The sequence below is a fragment of the Ferrimonas gelatinilytica genome (genome assembly GCF_039544205.1).
Lineage (GTDB): Bacteria > Pseudomonadota > Gammaproteobacteria > Enterobacterales > Shewanellaceae > Ferrimonas > Ferrimonas gelatinilytica.
Genome location: NZ_BAABLF010000013.1, coordinates 72246 through 94968, shown reverse-complemented (window position 1 = coordinate 94968; position 22723 = coordinate 72246). Strand labels below are relative to the sequence as shown.

The 22723-nt window shown below is 60.8% G+C and carries 18 protein-coding genes; 8 read left to right on the top strand and 10 right to left on the bottom strand.

Going from position 1 to position 22723, the window contains the following annotated elements; all coding sequences use genetic code 11:
* The first annotated feature begins 20 nt into the window (after positions 1–20).
* Positions 21–1235, top strand: coding sequence for a cation:proton antiporter (locus ABD997_RS10400; protein WP_345316948.1), 1215 nt, complete (start codon positions 21–23; stop codon positions 1233–1235).
* Positions 1236–1267: 32 nt separating this feature from the next.
* On the opposite strand, the gene ABD997_RS10395 is transcribed toward ABD997_RS10400, so the two are convergent.
* Positions 1268–3622: a PKD domain-containing protein gene (locus ABD997_RS10395; RefSeq protein ID WP_345316947.1), complete on the bottom strand. Its 2355-nt coding sequence runs from the start codon at positions 3620–3622 to the stop codon at positions 1268–1270.
* Between the two features lie 223 nt (positions 3623–3845).
* Positions 3846–6056, bottom strand: a complete 2211-nt coding sequence (locus tag ABD997_RS10390) for a S9 family peptidase (protein ID WP_345316946.1) — start codon at positions 6054–6056, stop codon at positions 3846–3848.
* Positions 6057–6421: 365 nt separating this feature from the next.
* Here ABD997_RS10390 and nrfA point away from each other — a divergent pair, with 365 nt between their 5' ends.
* The gene (nrfA, locus tag ABD997_RS10385; protein WP_425557067.1) at positions 6422–7789 is read left to right on the top strand and encodes an ammonia-forming cytochrome c nitrite reductase; all 1368 of its coding nucleotides are present in this window, start codon (positions 6422–6424) and stop codon (positions 7787–7789) included.
* Between the two features lie 175 nt (positions 7790–7964).
* Entirely contained in the window at positions 7965–8510 is a 546-nt protein-coding gene (locus ABD997_RS10380) for a cold shock domain-containing protein (protein ID WP_345316944.1), read from the top strand.
* A gap of 74 nt (positions 8511–8584) precedes the next feature.
* Here ABD997_RS10380 and ABD997_RS10375 read toward each other — a convergent pair whose 3' ends face one another.
* Complete coding sequence (locus ABD997_RS10375) at positions 8585–9304, bottom strand: hypothetical protein (RefSeq protein WP_345316943.1); 720 nt, start codon at positions 9302–9304, stop codon at positions 8585–8587.
* Positions 9305–9508: 204 nt separating this feature from the next.
* Between ABD997_RS10375 and ABD997_RS10370 the strand changes: the two genes are divergently transcribed.
* The 3 genes from ABD997_RS10370 (at position 9509) to ABD997_RS10360 (ending at position 12874) form a co-directional block, all read left to right on the top strand.
* Entirely contained in the window at positions 9509–10273 is a 765-nt protein-coding gene (locus tag ABD997_RS10370) for a ribonuclease H family protein (protein WP_345316942.1), read from the top strand.
* Between the two features lie 91 nt (positions 10274–10364).
* The gene (locus ABD997_RS10365; protein ID WP_345316941.1) at positions 10365–11840 is read left to right on the top strand and encodes a glutamate-cysteine ligase family protein; all 1476 of its coding nucleotides are present in this window, start codon (positions 10365–10367) and stop codon (positions 11838–11840) included.
* Positions 11837–12874, top strand: coding sequence for a M14 family metallopeptidase (locus ABD997_RS10360; protein ID WP_345316940.1), 1038 nt, complete (start codon positions 11837–11839; stop codon positions 12872–12874). Before ABD997_RS10365 ends, ABD997_RS10360 begins: the two co-directional genes overlap by 4 nt.
* Positions 12875–13109: 235 nt before the next feature.
* Here the strand turns inward: ABD997_RS10360 and ABD997_RS10355 are convergent, their stop codons facing one another.
* Positions 13110–15341, bottom strand: a complete 2232-nt coding sequence (locus tag ABD997_RS10355) for a patatin-like phospholipase family protein (protein WP_345316939.1) — start codon at positions 15339–15341, stop codon at positions 13110–13112.
* Positions 15342–15496: 155 nt separating this feature from the next.
* Here ABD997_RS10355 and ABD997_RS10350 point away from each other — a divergent pair, with 155 nt between their 5' ends.
* Positions 15497–15958 carry a ferritin-like domain-containing protein gene (locus tag ABD997_RS10350; RefSeq protein ID WP_345316938.1) on the top strand — a complete coding sequence of 154 codons (462 nt, stop codon included), beginning with the start codon at positions 15497–15499 and terminating at the stop codon, positions 15956–15958.
* 10 nt (positions 15959–15968) lie between these two features.
* Here the strand turns inward: ABD997_RS10350 and ABD997_RS10345 are convergent, their stop codons facing one another.
* The 4 genes from ABD997_RS10345 to ABD997_RS10330 all read right to left on the bottom strand — a co-directional run bounded on the left by ABD997_RS10345 (position 15969) and on the right by ABD997_RS10330 (position 20416).
* On the bottom strand, positions 15969–16598 hold the full coding sequence (locus tag ABD997_RS10345; RefSeq protein WP_345316937.1) for a hypothetical protein: 630 nt from the start codon (positions 16596–16598) through the stop codon (positions 15969–15971).
* A 268-nt stretch (positions 16599–16866) separates the two neighbouring features.
* Positions 16867–18378, bottom strand: a complete 1512-nt coding sequence (gndA, locus tag ABD997_RS10340) for an NADP-dependent phosphogluconate dehydrogenase (protein WP_345316936.1) — start codon at positions 18376–18378, stop codon at positions 16867–16869.
* Between the two features lie 186 nt (positions 18379–18564).
* Positions 18565–19425, bottom strand: a complete 861-nt coding sequence (locus ABD997_RS10335) for an MOSC domain-containing protein (RefSeq protein WP_345316935.1) — start codon at positions 19423–19425, stop codon at positions 18565–18567.
* A 106-nt stretch (positions 19426–19531) separates the two neighbouring features.
* Positions 19532–20416: a LysR family transcriptional regulator gene (locus ABD997_RS10330; protein WP_345316934.1), complete on the bottom strand. Its 885-nt coding sequence runs from the start codon at positions 20414–20416 to the stop codon at positions 19532–19534.
* 93 nt (positions 20417–20509) lie between these two features.
* Here ABD997_RS10330 and ABD997_RS10325 point away from each other — a divergent pair, with 93 nt between their 5' ends.
* A complete protein-coding gene (locus tag ABD997_RS10325; RefSeq protein WP_345316933.1) occupies positions 20510–20938 on the top strand; it encodes a PACE efflux transporter in 429 nt (142 codons plus the stop codon).
* 18 nt (positions 20939–20956) lie between these two features.
* On the opposite strand, the gene ABD997_RS10320 is transcribed toward ABD997_RS10325, so the two are convergent.
* Both ABD997_RS10320 and ABD997_RS10315 read right to left on the bottom strand, forming a co-directional pair.
* Positions 20957–21706 carry an SDR family oxidoreductase gene (locus ABD997_RS10320; protein WP_345316932.1) on the bottom strand — a complete coding sequence of 250 codons (750 nt, stop codon included), beginning with the start codon at positions 21704–21706 and terminating at the stop codon, positions 20957–20959.
* Between the two features lie 87 nt (positions 21707–21793).
* Positions 21794–22591, bottom strand: coding sequence for an SDR family NAD(P)-dependent oxidoreductase (locus tag ABD997_RS10315; RefSeq protein ID WP_345316931.1), 798 nt, complete (start codon positions 22589–22591; stop codon positions 21794–21796).
* Positions 22592–22723 lie beyond the last annotated feature (132 nt).

Here is a 22723-nt window from a genome sequence, read left to right as displayed (position 1 = left end):
TGACCAGATAAAGGATTTCCATGTATATCGATATGGTTCTGTTCGGAACGCTGTTGCTGCTCTTCTCCGGCATCGCAAAAAGGATAGAGCAAAGTCGACTCTCCGGCCCCATCTTCTTCGTAGCCGCCGGCTTTCTGTTGGGCCCGGTAGGCCTGGGTTGGTTCGAGGGCGACATCGAGCGCTCTGTGCTTAAACTTCTGGCGGATCTCACCCTGGCGCTGATCCTCTTTTGCGATGCCGCCAACGCCGACCGAACGGTGCTGCGCCAGCACATGGCCATCCCGATTCGGATGCTGCTCCTGGGGCTACCCGGTGCCATACTCCTGGGATTTTCTTTTGCCCTGCTGACGTTTGACGCTCTAAGCATCTGGGAGGCGGCAATCCTCGCCACCATCCTTGGCGCCACCGATGCCGCGCTTGGTAAAGGTGTGTTCGCCAACCCCAGGGTGCCGGCCCCGGTTCGGGAGGGCCTGAACACCGAAAGCGGACTCAACGACGGTCTCTGCGTTCCCTTCCTGCTGCTGTTTATCGCCCTGGCCGGCCAACACAGTCAGGGTCACGAGGCCGCGATGGCGCTGCAACTCTTTGCCGAAGAGCTGGGGATTGGTGCCCTGGTGGGGGTTGGCGGAGCCGCACTGGCTGCGGGATTTTTGCGTCAATGTCACGGACAGGGGTGGCTTGCGGAACACTGGCTGAAGATCGCCGCCATCGCCTTGGCCCTGACCCTGTTTGCTGCCGCGCAGGCGTTACACGGTAGCGGCTATATCGCCGCTTTCTGCGGTGGGCTGACCTTCGGTTACCTGGCACGAAAACACGCCCGTCCCGCGACCGAGGGGGACGAGATGATCGGGGACAGTCTGGCAATGCTGACCTGGTTTGTTTTCGGCGCGGCCGTGGTGGGGCCAGAGCTGGATCTCACGCCGGAGGTGCTGCTTTACGCCGTCCTCAGCCTAACCCTGGTGCGGATCCTGCCCATTATCCTCAGCCTGGCGGGCAGTGGCCTGCCCATGCCCAGTAAACTTTTTCTCGGCTGGTTTGGCCCCCGGGGCCTGGCCAGCGTCGTCTTCACCATCATGGTGCTCAACAGCGATGTGCCCCAGGCCAGCCTGATCGCCAATGTGGTGGCCTGCACCGTCCTCCTGAGCCTGATCCTGCACGGCGTCAGCGCCAATCCCCTAGCCCACTGGCTGGCAGCACGGGTTGGGACAAGCTCAAAAAAAACAGAGGGGCCCTGAAGGCACCTCTGTGTCCGGAAAGCTCATCGCGACTATCTGTCAATTTCACCAGGCTGGCGGGTTTCGGACAAGACCGCTTGTTGCTCTGCAATGGGCTCGGCCCACTCGTACTGCTCCAGATCCAGCGCCTCGAAGACGTTGATGCGTGGGTAAACCCAGTACCCCCAAGGATCCAGAGTGTCGGGGTTGCCATCGTCAAACTGGTACATGATCCGTTCCAACAAGATCATCCGCCCCCTATCGCTGGTGTTCAGGTAGGTCCAATGACGACGTTCATTGGCATTTTGACCCGTGCTTTCCCACACTATCTCGGCGTCCGACAGGGCGTTCCAATGCCTTTGAATCCCTGACCGAAACAACTGCCACCCCTCGGCATCCTCTTCTGCCCAGTAACGACCCATAGTGCCGTCCTCCCAGAACCTGTAACCCACAAGCCAATCTAGGCTGGACAAAGCTCCGTCCCAGCAGCTGGCCAGGGCATGGCTCAACTGGGCACTAAGCATGAGCGGCCAGTCGAGAACGACTTTCTGTGCCAGAGGTTCAGCCGGTTCCGATTGCTGAACAATCCAGTGGATACCTTGGTAGTGGAGTGATCCATTACTGATGGTCACCGAAGCGCTGATGATACCATCCGCCATCTCGATGGGCGTGAGGGTGACCTGCCAACCATCCCCCGTCTCCAACGTCAGTCGATTCATCTCAAACTGCCAGCGCCCCGCGATCTCCCCATCGAGACGATAGTCGCCGCTCTCCAGCAAAGTCACCGACGCCGGAACCGGGACTGTAGTGGTATAATCCGCCTCTTCCGGCCGCTCGAAAGCCTGGGGCAGTACCAGAGCCCAGGTACCGGTTGGGGCCTCGCTCCAAACTGCGTTAATCCAGCTCCAATGCCGATGGCGGTGATATTTCACTCGCGCCAGTTCAAGACTGGGATTCTCCCCCTGCCAGTCCGAGAACACATCGTCAATATGGAGTGTCTCCACCAGGTGTGCATGCTCTGCCACGGGCGCATTGAGATCATTAGACAGGCGGTAAAACGTCCGGCCTGTCATCTGGGACTCCACGTACACATCCTTGATACAGTTCCAACCAGGACACAGGGTTTCAAACTGGTCCGCCGCCGCATCCCCCCAGCGGGCTCGGATAACGTCGGCATTTAGCGTTTCGTAGTTACCAGCGTCAAAAAGTGGCTGCTCATATGCCAGCCTCATCACGCCCCCATCCACCTCCCACTGAATCGCTTCCGCACGGAACAGACTGGGAGAGAACGTGGTTTCCGCGAACCATCCCCGGCCATCGGATTGCAGATCAAGCAGATAGCCTGTGTTGGGCACCCAACCTGGCTGTATCGCTTGGGTAAAGCGGTGCTCTCCCTCGGCAAAGGAAGCAAAATTAAAAAAGGAGGATTGTGCGCTGTGTTCACTCACCTGCCGGGCAGCCGCATCAAGAAAAGTCGCCCCGTAGCGATAGGCGATATCCAACTGCGAGTAATAGTGATCCAGCGCTTCGATGGCGGACATACCGGTCTGCGAAAAGACCGAAACGATGGTTTGCCCCTCGGGCACTGGAAAAGCCGGATCTGTGAGCATAAGACTCATCACTCCGGCCAACTGGACCTGGTGTTGCGGATCCACCGCCCGCTTGATGTCGTACAGGGTTTCAGCCTGGATCGGCATCGACACTTCCCGGGCCAGCACGGCCTCGACGGTCGTCATCAAGTCGGGACGCAGCCGGGAAAACTCAACCGGATCAACCACCCCATCTTCGTAAGCCATCTCCCTGAGAACTGCGTAACTGGTTAACAACGAGTGCAGCTCGATGTGGGATCGCTCCCCTTGTCCCTTCGCCGTCAGGCTCAGTACCCTTTCCTTGGGAATATCCACCAAGAGATCGAAACGGAACCCGCCCTCGGCATCACTCTGAACGGTGATGGGGTCAACCCCCTCGCCCAGGTCAAGTGTTACCTCAGCCTGGCTTAGCAGTGCTTGCGGGAGCTGGCCGACCAGGGCCAGCGGCTCAACGACCTGCTTGATCACCAGGGTGGCAGTGGCCGTGGACGCAAGGCCCGAATCATCGGTGACCGTGACCTCCAACCGCAATGTGCTGTCCTGTGTCACCTCCGGTGCAAAAAAACTGACACTGGCGGTTTGCACTCCCTCCAGTGGGATCGACTCCCCATCGGGCAGCCGCCATTGATACTGTTCCACAGTGCCATCACTGTCGGATGCCTCTGCGGTCAGAGTCACCCATGTCCCCTCGTTGACCTCCCGTGATTCGACCTGAACCACCGGTGGAAAGGGCTTATCTGTTTCCACAGCGTCGCCACCGCCACAGCCTGACAGCAGGGCCGTGAGCAGCACCAACCCCAAAATGTCTTTTACGTTCATAAAAATCCCTATCTTTTTCAACTCGCTACCATGCGACGCTTACAAGGTACCAAACACCGGCGCAACTATCAGCGTCCAGCATCCAATTTTCCTGCCATGACATGCTCTCCGGAGGCATTTCCATCGACGGCATGAGCCTCTCCCCAATAACATTCAAGCCCGCCTGATGGCGGGCTTGAATGTTATTGGCTGACATGAAACCAAACGGTCAGGAGCCTCCGCTCTACGGCTTCAGATGCCGGTCGAAAAAGTCCGCCATCATCCGGTGCCAGTGCACCCGGGTATCCTCCCCCCGCAGGCTGTGCTTCTTCCCGGGGTAGGTCATCAACTCGAAGGGCTTGCGTTCGTCCTGCAACTTGGCGATCAGCCGGGTGGTGTGGGTAAAGAGAACGTTGTCGTCCGCCATGCCGTGGTAGACCAGCAAGGGCTTCGACAGGCCATCGGTGTAGGGCAGTACCGAGGCACGGCCATAGGCCCCGGGATTCTGCTTCGGGTGGCCCAGGTAACGCTCGGTGTAGTGGGTATCGTAGAGCCCCCAGTCGGTCACCGGGGCCCCGCTGACCCCGGCGGCAAAGAGATCCCCACCACGCAGCATCGCCATCAGGGTGAGGTAGCCCCCGTAGCTGTGCCCAAAGACACCGATGCGATCCCCATCTACAAAGGGGAGGTCCGCCAGGAAGCGTGCACCGGTGCGCTGATCCGCCAGTTCCGGCCCGCCCATAGACTGGTAGATGGCCGATTCAAACGCTTTACCCCGGTAGTTGGAACCCCGATTGTCGATAGAGAACACCACGTAACCCTGCTGGGCCAGGTACTGGTTGAAGGGTTTGTCCCAGCCGCGGGAGACCAACTGCACCCCGGGCCCGCCATAAAGGTACACCAGCGCCGGATACCGGGCCTTGGGGTTAAAGTTGGCCGGCTTGTAGAGGCGGTAGTGCAGGGTATGACCTTCGGGGGCTTCAAGGGTACCGAACTCGGGCATAATCCATTGCGCCATGTAGGGGTGCAATGGATGACCCGGCACCACCTGATTCCTGTCCAGCCAGGCAAACCGCTTTCCCGCCCGGTTGTGGAGGGAGACCTGGGGCGGTGTGTCCGGGGCACTGAAGCGATCGATATAACCCGAGGCGTTTTTGGCGAAGGTGAACTCATGCATGCCTGAACGCTGGCTCAGCCGTTCGATCTCCCCTTCGCCATCCAGAGCCACCCGGTAGAGGTGGCGCTCCAGCACACTCTCCCGCCGGCCACTGAAATAGACCCAGCCCTCGGACTCATCCACTGCTTCCAGTTGATCGACAACCCACTCCCCCTGGGTCAGCGCTTTGCGACGCTGGCCATTCATGTCGAACAGGTAAAGATGCTTAAAGCCGCTGCGCTCGGAGGCCCAGATAAAACCACGGTCCTGCTCAAGAAAGTGCAGATCGTCATTCAGGTTGATCCAGCTGTCGCTGCGCTCCCGCACCAATGTACGGCTTTTGCCCGTGTCGAGGTCGACCAGTCGCAGTGCCAAGGTTTGCTGATCCCGCGACTGCCACTGATAAGTGAGATGGTCACCATCCAGCCACTTGACCCGGGGCAGGTAGCCATCAGGCAGGTCACCCAGATCCAGCCAGCGGGTGCGGCCGGAGTCCACGTCCAGAACCCCGAGCCGAAAACTGACGTTGGCGGTGCCGGCTTTGGGGTAGCGCTGGGTGACCATCTCGATCCGATCGGCGTAGATCTCCGATCGCACCACCTCCTCCACCGGCGCTTCATCAATCTGCAGGTAGGCGATACGCCGTTCATCCGGTGACCACCAGTATCCCGTCATCCGTCCCATCTCCTCCTGCGCCACGTATTCCGCCATGGCGTTTTTCACCGTACCACCGCCGTCCCGGGTCAGCGCCCGCTCGCGACCGGTCGCCAGGGAGATCAGGTAGAGGTTTTGCTCCCGAACAAAAGTGACGTAGTGGCCCTTGGGGGAGAGTTTGACATCGGTTTCAAACGCCTCACTTTGGGTAAGGTGACGGGCCTGCTGACCGGCGAGGTCATAGTAAAAAATATCCCCCGCCAGGGGGAACAGCAGCGCCTTGGCGTTATCCGCCCACTGGTACTCCATGATGCCGCTGCCGTGGATCCGCTGTCGCTCACGCCGCGCCTTCTCTTCCTCGGACAACCGCTCTTCGGCGCCATGGAGCTCATCCGCGTTCACCAACAGGCGGTGCGCATTGTCTCCCACATGAAACTCCCAGAGATCGTAGCGGTGCTGATCCTCTGCACGTCCCTTGAGATAGGTGACCCGGCTGCCGTCAGGGGCATACTTCAGCGCTCGGGGAGGCTGCCCCGATAGCTGGGGGTCCGCAAAGATCCGCTCGATGGTGAGCGTCTCGGCAGCGATAAAAAAAGGAAAAAAGAGGGCGACCCAGAACAGCAGGGCCGGGGCAGATCGTTCCATGTCAGGCCACCGGTTGGTTATCGTCAGGTTACAAGTGGGAGCCAGTCTACCAAGGGGGGAAGCGCCGATCAGCCCCTGCAGACCTATCCAGAACGCCTATGGCCGTTCAGAGGCGTGTTCCGGGCCCAACCTTGCCTCTGACCATAAAATTGCACCCATACAGACTCTTAAAAGCTAAATCGCCAAAAGCCCACTGGACGGACCACACACAAACCGGCCCCACAAGGAAAAAATCTTCATTTTTCCCCGGGCTTTCTGTTGGTGACACGAAAATATTGAAAAGAAGTTAACTGAATTGATTCATCTCATTTCCCTCTTTTCTTACGCTGGTCCCTGCTGTCGGTACCCGGCAGCCAAACAGGATGATGAGAGCCAAAATAATGATTAAAAAAATTGCCCTGGCCACCGCTTTCGCCGCCAGCCCTGCCCTGGTCCTGGCGGAACCGGTGAACGCCAACAACGAAAACTGGAAAGAGAAATACCCCAACCAGTACGCCTCATGGGCCAGCAGTGAAAATACCGACCAGGTGGTCGACATGCTGGAACAGAACCCCAACCTGGTGGTTCTCTGGGCCGGCTACGGTTTCATGAAGGATTACAATAAGGCCCGCGGCCACCAGTTTGCCCTGACCGACGTGATCCAGACCCTGCGCACCGGCTATCCGCAGGGCGACAAGGATGGTCCGATGCCGGCGGCCTGCTGGTCCTGTAAGACGCCGGACGTCGCTCGCCTGATCGAATCCGAAGGCGAAGAGGGCTTCATGCCGCATAAATGGGGCAGCTGGGGTCACGAGATGGATAACTCCATCGGCTGTGCCGACTGCCATGACAGCACCTCTCCGAAGCTGGCACTGTCGCGGCCCTATGCCGAGCGCGCCATGGAGGTGATCGATCAGCCGTTTGCTGAGCAAAGCCGCAAGATGAAGGGTTCGCAAACCTGTGGTCAGTGTCACGTCGAGTACTACTTTGACGCCACCAACAACAACACCGTGAAGTTCCCCTGGGACAACGGCCTGACCGCCGAAGACGCCGAAGCCTATTTTGACGCCATCGGTTTCGCCGACTGGACCCACGGGATCTCCAAGGCGCCGATGATCAAGGCACAACACCCAGAATACGAGACCTGGGCCATCAGCACGCACGCCGAGATGGACGTCACCTGCATCGACTGTCACATGCCGAAGACCACCAACGAAGAGGGCCGCAAGTTCTCCATGCACAACGTTGGCAACGCCATGGATAACTTCGAGCAGGTGTGTGCCTCCTGTCACGACAGCAAGGCGGATATGGAAGCCGACCTGAAGGACAACAAGGCGAAGATCGCACAAGCCCAAAGCGACGCGGAAGCGGTGATCATCCGGGCCCACTTCGAAGCCAAAGCTGCCTGGGATGCCGGTGCCACCGAAGAGCAGATGAAGACTGCGCTTCAGCACATCCGTCACGCTCAGTGGCGCTGGGATTACGCCATCGCTTCTCACGCCATCTACGTGCACAACCCGAGCGAAGCCCTGCGTCTGCTGGCCTCCGCCAAGGAGATCGGTGAGCAGGCCCAGGCCGAGCTGAAGACCGTACTGGACGCCCTTAATGTGAAGCAACCGGTCGCCCTGCCGGACATCTCCACCAAGGCCAAGGCCCATGAAGTGGTCGGCTTCGATCACAAAGCCGACAAGGCCAACAAAGCCCGCTTCCTTGAGGAGCGCGTCAAAGGCGAGTGGAAGACCAACCTGAAGTAAGCCCAGGCCCTTCCATAATCCCAATCAAAAGCCCGGCAGTTGCCGGGCTTTTCTGTGTGTAGGACGCCGACCTCGGCAAGATATCCCGTCCACTTGGTCGCTATTTACAGCCTCAACCTTCATCCCTATCCTCCCCATGGGAACAGAGATCGCGATACCGAGACAAGGATGGTCAATGAAAGGAAAAATTGTTCGATGGATGGACGACCGTGGCTTCGGCTTCATCACCACTGTGGGTCATAGCAAAGAGGTCTTCGTGCACATCTCTGAATTCAGGAGAGGGTATCGACGGCCAAAAGCCGGTGACTATGTCGAGTTCGAGCTGGTGCAGCAAGGCGGTAAAGTCTCCGCCAGAGGAGTGTCACTGGTCGGCGTCAAACCGTTGGAGTCCCGGCCTCCCCGCAACCACAAAAGGTCCAATCGCCGTGTGCCGGTGACCGCCATCGCTGCGGGCCTGCTTGCGCTGTGTGTCTACACCCTGATGCAGCAGCCCGATGCCCGGCCAACCACCCCCGCACCACTGGAAAAAATAGAAGCGATGCCCGATGAAACGCGCTCCTCCTCCCGAACCTACCAGGAGATGGGGTTTCGCTGCGAAGGTAAAACATATTGCAGCGAGATGCGATCCTGCGCAGAAGCCAAGTTCTATCTCGCCAACTGTCCCGGCACAAAGATGGACGGGGATGGGGATGGGATCCCCTGCGAGCGGCAGTGGTGTTAGTAATCCACTGCCCTTTTCTCACTGCGCAATGCGGTGAGAAAAGGGGGGGGAGCCCCCACTCCTATTGTGCGGCCTCAGGACTCGCCCGGCAGCAGGATCCATAACGCTTCGGCAGCTGCCAGGCAGCGGTCGTCATGATCAAACAGGGCGGCGCCTGCGCGCCGCTTGCGCCCCTCGCCCTCCAGTGGCCAGGCGCAGATACGGTAGCGCCCCTTCGCGGGGATCCGCGCTTCAAATCTTTGCACCGTGAAAGTCCCAAGTAGCGCCGTCGTCGGTGTCTGCCCAAGCATGGCGGCAAAGTAACTGGGGCAATCTAATGCCGCCCATACCTGCTCCGGCTTCAGGAAACCCAGAGGGTCCGCCAGGGCCTCAAAGGGCTCGAACGGGGCTGCCACCATCCGCTCTCCCTCAACCGCTCCGGCAAAGATCCGCAAGCCATCGTGCTCGGCCCGCTCCGGGCCGCAGACATAACAGCGCGGAAACGCGTGTTGGACAAAGCCGGGATAGCGCTCTCTCGCCTCCTCGGCCTGTTCTCCACTGCAGGGGCGGGGTAACTCCAGGGCCAGTGGCGCCAGAGCCAAACGGGCCACCTCAGTTTCGCCGTGCCAGACCCTGGCTTCCTCTTCCTCGTGGGTCATCGTCATCGCCTGCCCCAGTGGCGGTGGGCTGCAGAGGCGAACCCGGATCGCAGCCAGGGAGTCTGGTGCAAACGCCTGTGCAAATTGGCCGGCGCAATACCCGCCGTTGCCACTGCCATCCGGGCCATTAAATTTGGGGTCGATCACCAGTGTCATCTTCTCTCCTTGAGCGTTACCGCTGCCCTGTCCATCCATAGTGATGTGTGCCTGATCTGAGCGTCAGTGTGCGTGGCCGGGGACAGCGAGGCAAGCGAAAGCAGCGGCGACGATACCAATCGACTTGCAGGATCGTCAGCGGCCATGAAAGCCTTTATGATGCGCAACTAACGGGCCTTACTCGCGGACATGGTGCACTCATCAATGGCAAAAAAATTCTACGTGGTCTGGAAGGGGCGACAAACCGGGATCTTCACCGAATGGCCCAAAGCACAGGCCGCCGTCAGCGGCTTTGCCGGCGCCAAGTACAAAGCCTACCCCAGCCGGGCCGAAGCGATGGCGGCGCTGAAGATGGGGCACGAGCAGGCACTGGGCAATGCGGCCACCCCCCCACAGACCTCCGCCCCCCGCCACACCCCTGCCAAGAACAAAACGCCGGCGGCGATGCCTGAGCAGGAGGTGGTGATTTACTGTGACGGCGCCTGCGATCCCAACCCGGGCAAGGCCGGCAGCGGCGTTTCGGTGTACCAAAATGGTCAGGCCAGTGAACTCTGGTATGGACGCTACCAGCCCGACGGCACCAACAACACCGCGGAACTCAACGCTCTGCTGGAGGCGTTGAAACTGGCCCGCAGCCACCTGATAGCGGGACGCAGTGTCGCCGTTCGCTGCGACTCGGTCTACGCCATCAACTGCGTCAGCCAGTGGGCTGACGGCTGGAAGAAGCGCGGCTGGATCCGGGCGGGCGGTCCGATCCAAAACCTGGCCTTGATCCAGACCCTCCACGCCCTTTGGCAAGAGCTCAAATCGGAGGTGGACCTTCAGCACGTCAAGGCGCATGCGGGCATCGAGGGCAACGAACTGGCGGATCGTATGTCCGTCTATGCGGTGGCCCAGCAGGAAACCGGCTTTGTCCGCTACCCCGCCCCCTTTGACTTGGCCGAGATCCTGGCGATGCGGGCAGGCTAGCCCCCATCCGGCTTACCACAAGCCGACTCCACACTGGTAACTGAGCGCCACTGGGGTATGCTGGAACCATGAGGTCAATGGAGAACACCTTATGGGACAATCAGTTGGCGCTGCGCCCCCGACAGAGCAGGAGGTCGCCCTCTTCACTCGTCAGTTACGGCAGGATCTCGATACCCTCGGTGAACTGCTGCAGACACCCGGCTGGGGAGAGGGGCCCGCCACCCTGGGGGCGGAGCTTGAACTCTACCTGACGGACCCGAAGCAGCGTCCAAAATGCTGTAACCAGGCGATCCTCGCGGCCGCCGACGACCCTCACCTGACCCCGGAGCTCAACCGCTTCAATCTGGAGTACAACTGTCCCTACACTGCGTTCTCCGGCGCACCCTTTACCACCCTGGCCCGAACCATGCGCACCCAGTTGGAGAAACTGAGACAGTTGGGTCGGACGCAGGAGTGTGAAATCACCGCCATCGGCATTCTTCCCACCCTGAGGGCCGACGATTTTGGCCTGGCAGCGATGACCGATGAGCCCCGCTACCACCGAATGACCCAGGAGCTGTCTCAGCTGCGACGGGGACCCTTCCAGATCAACATCAATGGTACTGAACCCCTGCGGATGACCGCTGATGACCTCACTCTCGAGGGCGCCAACACCTCCTTCCAGGTGCACCTGCGAGTCAACCCCAACGAGTTCGCCAGCTGGTACAACGCCATCCAGCTCGCGACCCCTTTCGGCCTGGCGATGGCGGTGAATGCGCCCATCTTCCTGGGGCGGCGACTCTGGCAGGAGACCCGCATCCCCCTGTTCAAGCAATCCATCGACTGTCGCAACCTCTGCTCGACCGGCTGGAAGCCTCCCTCTCGAGTCTCCTTTGGCAAGGGTTACCTGCGCCACAGCGCACTCGAACTGTTCCAACAGGGATTCAGCCTATACCCCGCCATCCTGCCAGAGCCGATCACGCCCAGCGAGCGCCCGGGACATGGCCCCGAACTGGCGGCGATGCGGTTACACCAGGGCACCATCTGGAGCTGGAACCGACCGGTGTATGACAGTGCGGACGGGGGCCACCTGCGCATTGAGATCCGAAGCCTGCCTGCCGGGCCCAGCTGTGACGACATGCTGGCCAATGCGGCGCTGATCATCGGTCTGGCCCAGTCGCTGCGGCCGAGGTTGGAGCGCCTAATGGATGCCTTACCGTTCGAGATGGCGGAGTACAACTTCTATCGCGCCGCCCAGTTTGGACTGGATACCGTGGTGTTGTGGCCGGATGAGTTAGGCACTCTCAAACCTCAGTCGATCCGCCAGCTGTTGGATCAGGCCCTGATCCTGGCTCAGGACGGGCTCAACGAATTGGATATCGAACCTTCGGAGATCGCACGCTTGATCAGCCTGCTGAGCGAGCGGCTCAGCAGCGGCCAGACCGGAGCCCGTTGGCAGCTGGACACCCTGGCGGCATTGGAGCAGACACACAGTCGTGAAGAAGCCCTGCGCCAGATGTTCATTCGCTACCAGCGTCATGCGGCCAGTGAACGCCCGGTGGCCCAGTGGCCCAAGGTGCAGCCATGAGGATGGACCGGCTCCATACCGTCCCCCTGCCGGACAGGACTGCACTGGAACAGGGACTCTGGCACTGGCTCAAGGCGCAGCCGGGACCAGTATGGATGACGCAACCGGGGCAAGACCCTAATCGCCACCGTGTAGTGATCACCCTACTGCATGGCAATGAGCCCTCCGGCAGTCATGGAGTCTGGCACTGGCTGACCCGGGGCGAGATCCCGGCGGTGACCTGCCACTTCTGCTTAATCAATCTGCAGGCGGCACTGGCGGAACCGGGTTTCGCCCATCGTCACCTGCCGGGCCAGCCAGACCTGAACCGCTGTTTCGGGACACCGGCGGCATCCGAGAGTGAGCACCCGGCCTGGCAGCTTACCCACGCCCTTTGGCAGCGGATCAGCGCGCTCCAGCCGGAAGCGGTAGTGGACCTGCATAACACCTCCGGGAGTGGTCCCAGCTTCGCTGTCGCTACCGTCAATGACGAGCGTCATCGAGCTTTGGCCAGCCTCTTCACCGAGAGGATGCTGCTGACCGAGGTGATGCTCGGAGCACTGATGGAGCGCACCAATACCCGTTTTCCTATCGTGACCATCGAATGCGGTGGGGCGGTTGATCCTCAGGCAATCACGGTCGCCAGCGAAGGGATCACCCGGTTCTGCCTCGCGGAAGCGATCGACAGAGTGACCGAGGGGGATTGGCGCCTGGAGGTACTCGAGCGGCCGCTGCGGGTACAGCTCAGTCCCGGATGTGCGGTGGACTACGCCGAACGCCCCAGTGACTGGGCCGACCTGACCCTGCCGCCGGACATTGAACGTTTAAACTTCGGCTGGCTCGGCGCCGACGAGCCCCTAGGCTGGCTCGGCAGCCTGGGCCTGAAGGCGATCACCGTCAATGACGGCCACGGCCAACTGGATCCGGGCTCCCTGTTCTACCAAGATGGGGACCGACTCTGCCTGGCGCAGGGGTGCAAGCTGTTCATGATCACCACTCACCCCCAGATCGCGGTCAGCGACTGCCTCTTTTATGCCGTTCGTGCGGAGGAGTAAAAGGTTTACAGCGCAACGGCAGGCGCCTGCCGTTGCGGTTTATCGACTCGACGGTCGCTCAATAGCTGATCATAAATATGCTCCACTTTCGGGTAAGCCCACACGCCTCTGGGCCTGATCCGGCTCTTAGTAACTAGGGCCTAGGGCCTAGATCCTAGTTACTAAGAGCGTGGGGCTCGACTGCACCAGGTTGTCTTCGCGAAAGGTTGGGTGAAGCACAATTCAGAACCGTTATTTAGAACGGGCGGCCGAAAAAGAAGTAGACGCTGCCCTCACCGCTGTCCGCATGACCATAGCCCACGGCCAAAGGACCGAAGCGGGTGTAGGTGCTGGCAAACACACTGCCTGCATAGATGAGATCGGACAGCGAGGCATTGTCACGGTCATACCAGACGTTGCCCGCCTCCAATGAAAAGCCCACATAGAGCGGCCAGGTGATCCCCAACGGCGTCCCCTGCAGGTTGTAGCGGTAAACCCCACCCAGCAACACCTTGTTGCTGCCCACCAGGGCATCTTTGTTGTAGCCGGATAGGTTCAAAAAGCCCCCGATAGCGGTCACCTGGGAGAGGTGCAAGCCATCCTGATCCAGGCCCTGAAGCTCCGCTTTGCCAATCAGGTTATGCCGCCCCCACTGGTTCGCCCCGATCCACTCCAGATAGGAGCGCCACAGGCTGCCATTCTCGACCCCCTCCAGCCCGGAGGCCGGCAACAGCTTCGAGTAGCTGTCCGGCCCGGCGATCGCCAGAATGACCCTGCTGCCATGGGTCGGGAAGGTGGAGTTATTGAGGGTGTCATACCCCAGTTGCAGCTGAGGCCCCCCAGCGTGAAAGCGGGCATATTTGCCCTGGGTGCCCTCCGGCAACGGCGCGTAATCACCGTCGCTGTACTGATAGTTCAGCTCCAGCTGCCAGTTGCGCCCCAGATTAACCCCAATGCCACCCAAGACACTGTGTTCCACCAGCCGAATCCGTGCAAAGGCCTCGTCCAGGAGGAAATCCCAGCGCCGATCTTCAAACTGGTACTGCACCCGAGCGTAGTAGCGCCTCAGGGGATCCAGGGTGCGGTAAAGCTCGGTGCTGAAACGCTTATCCGTCCCTAGGGAGAGCTCATTACGCCACTCCAGCCGGCTTTTGAGCAGATCCTTGGCCGTGAACGCCACATCCACCCCAAGATCCAGGTCATCTTCGAAGTTATCCTCGAACCGAAGCCCCACATCGAAAAGGTTGGGCCCCCAACTCTTGCCCCGCGCCGTCACCACCAGTTCATCCCCATCGGGATGTTCCCTAAGCACCGCATCAACGCGCTCGAACTCGTTCAGGGCGTAGACCCGGGTCACCGCCTCTTCTATCTCCTCCTGGCTCAAGGGGTGGCCCAGCTTCAGCCCCAGTGCTGAACGCACCTCCCGATCCCGCAGCCAGGAGTCATTGTTTAACGTCAGGGCGACCACGGGGCGAGCGGCGTGGAGGAACTGCTGACGCCGACTCTTTACTCCCTCCCGGTACTTGCGGTATTCCGCTTCGCTCAGGGACAGCGGAGCAAGCTCATCCAGCTGAGAATACATTGCGGTTTCCCCCCGGATCACCATCTCCGGCATCTTATCGAAATCACTGACCCCCACGCCGTTGATGTCCGGGATCACCAGGAGGTCTCTCTCCGTCAGCAGGGCCACCTGCTGATCCCGGGAGATGTTGGTGAGGTAGCTGGAAAGCTGGCCCAACACGCTCACCACAGAGTCCAGCTCCTCCTCCTCCATCAAGGGGGCACCGATGTCCACCGCGATAACGATGTCAGCCCCCATCGCCTTGACCTGGTCCACCGGCAGGTTGTTCACCAAGCCACCATCCACCAGGAGTCGCCCATCCACCTCCACCGGCGCCAGCGCACCGGGCACGGTCATGCTGGCCTGCATGGCGATGGCCAGGTTACCGCTGGAGAACACCTTAGGTTCGCGACTGGCCAGATCCGTCGCCACCGTTCGCAGTGGAATAGGCAGTTGATCGAAGTCGGGCACTTCCGGCACGGGTCCCAGCGACCGGCGCACCAGGACGGACATGGTTTGCCCCTCGAGCAGCCCTTTGGGCAGGGTAAACTCCCCCTCGTTGAACCCCATCTTGGGGTCGATGGGAAAGTAATCACGTTGTGCTTTTTCGCGGAAATTGAGCTGCCGACGGGGGATCTCATCGGAAAAACCGGTATTGAAATCCAGCGCGTCCATCCGTGCCTGGATCTCATCGGCACTTAACCCCAGGGAGTAAAGACCCGCAACATAGGCCCCCATGGAGGTTCCGGCGATAACGTCCACCGGTACCCGCTGCTCCTCCAGCACCCGTAGAACACCGATATGGGCAGCCCCTTTGGCCCCTCCGCCGGAGAGGGCGACACCGATTTTCGGTCGCTCCTCGGCCATCGCCAGGCCCCAGCTAAGGGCCAAAACAGATACTACGAACATCCGGGCTATCGGTGTCATTTTCATTCCATATGAATTTGTTCTGCTTATATTTTTATTCACTTCACTGGAAATACCAACTCGGCTGGGGCGATAAAATCCACATCGGCCGAAACGGCAACCGGGACCTGGGTGCACTACACCTTATGAGAAGCAAAAAACCTTCCGGAGGAAAGATGAAAGAGCACAACAAGAGTTCGGTGATCCGGCTGCTGAATCAGATCATGGAGATGGAGCTCGCCGGTGTGGTGCACTACACCCACTACAGCCTCATGGTGTATGGCTATGGCCGCATCCCCATTGTCAGTTGGCTGAAGGGGAACGCACAGGAGAGCCTGGCCCATGCCCAGCGTGCCGGCGAGATGGTGACCATGCTGGGCGGCCACCCCTCACTGGGGATCGGCCCGCTGCTGGAGTCCAAGAAGCATGATATCGGCGACATCCTCCAGGAGAGCCTGGAGCATGAAAAAGCGGTGACGCAGCTCTACTACCAGCTGCTGGATGAGGTGAAAGATAAGTCAGTGGCGTTAGAGGAGTATGCCCGCGAGATGATCGTCACCGAAACCCTGCACGAGGACGAGGTGGACAAGATGCTGCGCAAACCCGGCGAGATAAAGCCCTTTGACCCCCATCACTGAGCATCAACCGTCACTCCTTCTGTTGCGGTATCAGCACCCGCCTCTTGCGGGTTTGACGTGGCTCCTGCGGCTCAACGGATGAAGGGGCAGGTTCCGCTTGGGCTGGCGTGATTGCAGCGTCGGCTCGAGCGTCCGACAACAGCGTCAGGTCCGTGTAGAGGTGGGCAACGGGGTTGCCACGACGCATCAGAACGTAACCTCTCAGCGGAGGCTCACTCCCCGCAGTGTGTCGGTACAGGACTTTCGGCCTCTCCCCTGCGGGCTGCTCAAAGGACCAGATAGCATCGCCGCGTTGTCTCATCGCCATAAACGCCTGCCACTCGACCTCCTCCCGCTCCACTTCCGGTTGCTTTGCCAATGCCTGCTCCAGCTTGGCCTGGGATACCGGCTGACGCAGATCATCCGGGGAGATGGTCAGCGGCATGGAGGATTCGGGTTGTCGACGGGCAGCAAGCGCATCCAGAACCAGCAGAGGCCACAGCACCAGCATTAGGGGCAACATCACCAGCCACTGAGCCCAGGGTGGGACGCCTCCCGGTTCTGGCCACCATTGAGGCCGTGCCTGCCGAACACGGGCCCGAAGCCCGATCGCAGTCATCACCAGCCCACCCAAGAGTAGGTACCCTATGACCATCGTCATCACAATCTCCTTTGTATTGTTCAGCCACCCTGCTCCATTACTGCTGCTGAGACAATGTCATGGCGTTTCAGCAAGTAAAGTTGTTGATGGGCCAACTGGCAAGCCAATCTTTCCTCTGCACCGCCGCGCACAAGTGCCCGACAGGACCCACCGGCCTGCGGCAGAAGCAACCCGTTGGCCGAGAGAGCATCTCCACCGACGAGCTCACTGCCCCTTAATGGAAACGCAAAAAAGCCGCCCGGAGGCGGCTTTTTTAGCGAAGAGACGGTTACATCTTGAGCTGTCGACGTTCCGATGTTCCCCACTGGACATGGTATTTTTCGCCGGCCGGCGCATCGGTACGCTCGAAGGTGTGGGCACCGAAGTAATCCCGCTGACCCTGCAACAGGTTGGCCGGCAGTGTCCCGAGGCGATAGCTGTCGTAGTAAGCCAGCGCCGAGCTGAAGCCGCCACAGGGGATCCCCATCACCGTGGCACGGGCAATGGCCGCACGCCAGTTGGTCTGGTTGCTGGCTATCTCACCGGCAAAGAACTCGTCCACCAGCAGGTTGGCCAGATCTTCATTTCGATGGTAGGCATCGGAGATCGATTGCAGGAACACCGCGCGGATGATGCAGCCGGCCCGCCAGATCTTGGCGATGGCCGCAAAATCCAGGGTCCAGCCATTGGCCTTGGCGGCGGTATGCATCAACTGGAAGCCCTGAGCATAGGCACAGATCTTGGAACAGTAGAGCGCATCGTGCAGTTGCTGAATCAGCTCGGAACGCTCGGCGTCACTCATGGGTACAACCTGAGGGGCGGCCAGCAGTTGGGACGCCGCGACACGCTCGCTCTTAAGGCCGGACATGGAGCGGGCAAAGACCGACTGGGCGATAGTGGGTACCGGGCTGCCCAGCTCAAGGCCACTCATGGCGGTCCACATGCCGGTGCCTTTCTGACCGGCCCGGTCCAGGATCACATCCACCAGGGGTTGGCCGGTGACCTCATCCATCTGCTCCAGCACCTCGGCGCTGATCTCCATCAGGTAGCTGTCCAGCACACCCTGGTTCCATTGGCGGAACACTGCCGCGATCGCCTGGGGTGACATCGCCATCCCCTCACGCATCACGTGGTAGGCTTCGCAGATCAGCTGCATGTCCGCGTACTCGATGCCGTTGTGCACCATCTTGACGTAGTGGCCGGCACCGTTGGGGCCGATATACTCGGCACAGGGCTCCCCCTCCTTGACCGGGTTACCCGGCTCCGCCCGCTCGATCGGCTTGCCGGTGTCCGGATCCACCTTGGCGGCGATTGCCTGCCACATGGGTTTGATCCGTTCCCAGGCACGGAGATCGCCGGAGGGCATCAGGGAGGGGCCGAAGCGGGCGCCCGCTTCGCCGCCGGAGACGGCGGTAGAGAAGAACATGAACAGGCCGGCGTACTGCTTCTCCCGCCGCACGGTATCGGTCCAGAGAGAGTTACCAGTATCCACCACGGTATCATCCGGCTCGATGCCCGCTTCGATCAGCGCCCGGCAGACACTGTCGACCGGTGCCCCGGCAGGAACGGAGAGCACCAGGGTTCGGGGGGCTTTCACGCTGGCCAGCAGCGCCTGGAAAGATTCACAACCCTGCACACGGGCTACGTTGTTATTTTCCAACTTATCCTGGGCCAGGGCGGCGTCAACTTTGTCCTGATCCAGATCGAACGCAGCCACCTGGTAACCGTTGTCTGCGAGGTTTAGGGCCAGACTCTTACCCATCACTCCCAAACCGACAAAGCCAATATCGCAAAGCGCCATGTGCCATCCCCTGAAAAAAAGTTACAGATGCGAAAAACGCGGCGGATTATAACCGTCCCATAGGCTGAGGGTAAGTGTGAAACGTCGTTAATTTCGGCGCGATCTGGAAAGGGTAGTTGATAGCTGGCGTTGATCCGCCCGGCCGGAAGCGCATAAGCGGAGGATGAGAAAAGCAGCAGTGCTGCCTCAACGCACGAACCGGTCCGAGGAATCGCTCGGTGACCAGCAAAGGGGATCGCCGATGCGGATAATCCCGCCCTGCCCAGAGAGCAGGACACCATTGCCACCGAAGTAGGCCCGGCCATCTCCCAGCAGATCCAGCTGTCTCAGGGTCCGCAACGGCTCCTTGGGCTGGGCACGTGTGCCACTGCGTTGATCCACGGTGACCACGGGGCATCGCTCGCAGGGCTTGCACAGGCCGATTTGGCACTGCCGATGCGTGAGCCTGGCATTGCCAAGCTCGGCGAAGGGGGACGGCACCCCGGCAATCACGATATTGGCCCGAAAGCGGGTCATGGGGACAGGGTCTTGCCCAGCCAACCGAAGCGCCGCGTTCAGGCGTTCCAGGGAGTTGCCTGCCGCCACCAGGAAGGGAAAGCCATCTGCAAACTGGGTATGGGAGGTTCCGAGTTCAGCACCATCCAGCGCTACCGCCCGTCGCTGATCCGGCCCAAAGCGCACCAACCTCAGGGGCGCTCCGCGGAACAAGCCAAGGCGGGCCGTCAGCCAGCGGGAGGCCGCTTCCCCCTCATCACCGGCACTGAGTTCACTCTCCCACACCTGCACCGGCGTCGATGGCAGTGGGCGCCTTCTCAGCGGGAGTCTCAGGCGCTCCTCGCCCTGGCTCAACACCAGCTCCCTGTCGGTCAGGGCCGTGGTCAGCGTGGCCATGGCGGGCAGTTGCCGCTGGGTCACGAACCGGCCTCGGGCATCGACCACCATCCAGTGACGATCCCAGGGCAGGCCGGTATCCGACACTTCCGCCTCGGTCAGGCGGATCCCCTGCAGGGACTTCACCGGGTAGGTGTAAAGATCAGTGATGGTCATGGTGGGCTCCGCAAAGGTAAAAGGAGGATGGAAGGGTGGGGATACTCCGCTATCGCCACAGCCTGGGACTGAATCAACCTGACGCCCCCCGCTCTGCCTCTTAACATCAGCGGTCCTCGAAAAGGTTCTGCAACTCTTGCGACAGCCAGGCCAGCGCCGGCCCGGGCTCGCGGTGTTTTAGCATGATCCGCTCCACCGGTGCCCGCCAGGGACGGTGATCAAACTCCACCGGTAGGACTACCAGCCGACCCTGGCGGATCTCCCGGCGAGCCAGGTGCTCCGGCAGGTAGGCCCAACCCAGTCCCTGCAATACCAGCGTACGCATCAAATAGAAGGTGTTGGTCCACCAGATCTGCGCCGACATCGGTGGGAAATGGGACAGACCCGCGCCGTCGAATCCCCGCACCAGCAACTGACGGTGCCGCTGGCAGGCATCCAGGTCCACCGACTCAAGTGCCGCCAGGGGATGCTCCTCCGCCGCCACCACCAGGAAGGGAACACTGCCGAGATAGCACAGGGAGAGTTCCTGCGGCATCTCCAGATCGGCAAACATCAGGCCGATGTCCGCCGCGCCCTGCTGGATCCAACCGCGCATATCGGGGCTGGGTACCGTCTGAAGCTCCAACTCGGTGGCGGGAAACTGCTCCGCGAACGCCGCCAGGATCCGCTCCATTCCCGGCATCATCAGGGCCTCGTCGATGGCCAGGACCAGCTGCTCTTCGTGGCCCGACGCCAACGCCTGGGCCGCTTGCTGCAACCCCGCCGCCATCCCCAGAGTCGCCTGGGCGTAGGGCAGCAGGCGACGTCCCGCATCGGTCAGCACAGGGCTGCGACCACGCCGATCAAACAGTTGGCAATCCAAGTCGATCTCAAGATTGGCGATCCCCTGGCTTACCGCAGACTGGGCCTTACCCAGTTTGCGGGCAGCAGCGGAAAAGGAGCCCAACTCGGCACTGAACACCAGCATCTTGAGCTGCTCGGCATTAAACATATCAGTAATCCTGATAGTAGCTAACTAGCTCCCATCATAATCATCAATAGAATGGTTCGCCATACCCGGATTCGCCCCAACAAGGACACCCTCATGAGCCCGCTAGAGCGCATTCTTCACGCCATTCTGTTTGAGATCGGCTTTCTCAGCCTTGCCGTTCCCATCAGCATCCTGATCACCGGCCACCCCATCGACACCCTATCGGTGGCCCTGATCGGCGTCTCGCTGCTCACCGTGCTGTGGAACTACGTGTTCAACCTGGGGTTTGACTGGCTTTATGGCGCCCAGCGCCTAGCCCGGGGGCTGAGGTTGAGGATCTGGCACGGGGTCAGCTTCGAGCTGGGATTGCTACTGATCACCACCCCCTTCCTGATGTGGCAGCTGCAACTGCCTTTCTGGCCGGCGCTGCTGCTGGATATCGGCTTCGCCCTGTTCTGCATGGTCTATTCGGTGCTCTACAACTGGGGCTACGACCTGGCCCGGGATCACTTCCTGAACCCACCCCAGCCCCATTCGCACTGACCGCTCAAAAGTCGGCTATCAGCTGAATCGGCGCACCTGCGACAGCGGCAGCAAGCGCAGCAGGTATTGCATCCAGGCCCAGGGCCAACTGGGAACATAGACGTTGCTGCCCTCCTGCTCGATCGCCCTGACCATGGCTCGACAGCCGGTCTCGGTATCGACAATAAAGGGCACCTTTTTGACCTTCTCATTGAGCTCGGTGCGGATGAACCCCGGGTGCACTGTGGTCACCCGGATCGGCGTATCAAGCACGTCTGCCCGGATCCCTTCACTCAGGGTGGTCAGTGCCGCCTTGGTCGCAGCGTACACCGTCATGGCGCGGCGAAAACCGCGCACCGCACTGACCGAAGAGATGGTGACCAGGTGACCAGCGTTTTGCTGCCGGAATATCCCCATCGCCGCTTCGCACTGGGCCAGGGCGGCAATGAAGTTGGTCATGGCGGTTTCCCGGTTGGCCTCAAAATGGCCGGTACCGATGGAGGCCCCCTTGCCCATGCCGGCGTTCACGATCACCCGGTCCAGGGTCCCCCCCAGATCCTCACGGAAAGCCTCGAACACCTCGAACACCTGCTGGTGATCATTCACATCCAACGCCCGCACGAACACCCGACACTGCGGGTACTCGCGCTGGATCTCAGCCTTCAGCTGCTCCAGCCGTTCGGTGCGTCGGGCGCACAGTGCCAAGTCCCGTCCCCGGGCGGCAAACTCCAGTGCCATCCCCCGACCCAGTCCGGAGCTGGCCCCGGTGATCAATATGTTTTTTCGCACTCGTCACTCCTTTTCTGTTGCGGATCCTCACCCACCCTCTGGTGGACAGGGCCTAAGGCCGGGCAGTCGCCAGGGTCCTCGGGTTGTTCAGGTCGCGTTTCTCAGTCGGGCGGTCTGGCTGGCCAGCATCGTGAGATAGCGGGAGAGGGGGAGCCAGCGCCTCAGGCGCAGTGCCTTGCGGGTCGCCGGGTGGGGCACAATCAGGAACTCTTGCTGCTCGAACTGGTGAGCGATCTGCGCCGCCACTTCGTCCGCCGTCATGGGGGCCCGCTCAAACAACCGGGCCAGTATCGGTGCCATGGCGGGATCCGAGCTGCGCAAACGATCCCCCAGGGCAGTTTTGAAGAAGGCGGGACAGGCCACGCTTACCGAGACCCCCGCATCCCACAGCTCCAGCTTGAGAGACTCTGAGAAGGAGACCAGGGCAGCCTTGGCCGCACAGTAACTTCCCATCCTCGGCATCGGCTGCAAGCCGGCAGAGGAGGCGATATTGAGGATGGCGCCACCGCTCTTACGCAAAAGGGGGGCCATTACCTGGCACCCCTGCACCGCACCGAGCAGGTCCACCTCCATCACCGTGCGCCACTGCTCCAGGGATTCCGTGGCGAATCCGCCGGCGGTGGCGATCCCGGCGTTGTTCACCAGCCAGTCCAGCCCGCCCCAGTGGGTATCGAGCCAGTGGGCCTGGGCATGCCAGGTGTAGCGGTCGGTGATGTCGCCGGCCATGGCGATCGCCCTGCCACCCTCACTGTTGATCTCCTCCGCCACCGTCGCTACCGCAGCACCGTCCAGGTCCGTCAGCAACAGGCGGTGTTCCTTCCAGTGCCGGGCCAGGGCCCGGCCGAGGCCGGAACCCGCCCCGGTGATCATGATCCTTGTGGTCATCCGTGAAACTCCCTTGTCGGCCGCCCGCATCGGCGCCCCTCCTTTTCGGCTCACCCGGCCAAGACCGGAAAGCCCCCGTGGTGCCAACATAGGGCAAAGGGAAGCGCATTAAAACGAAAAAAACTCACCACC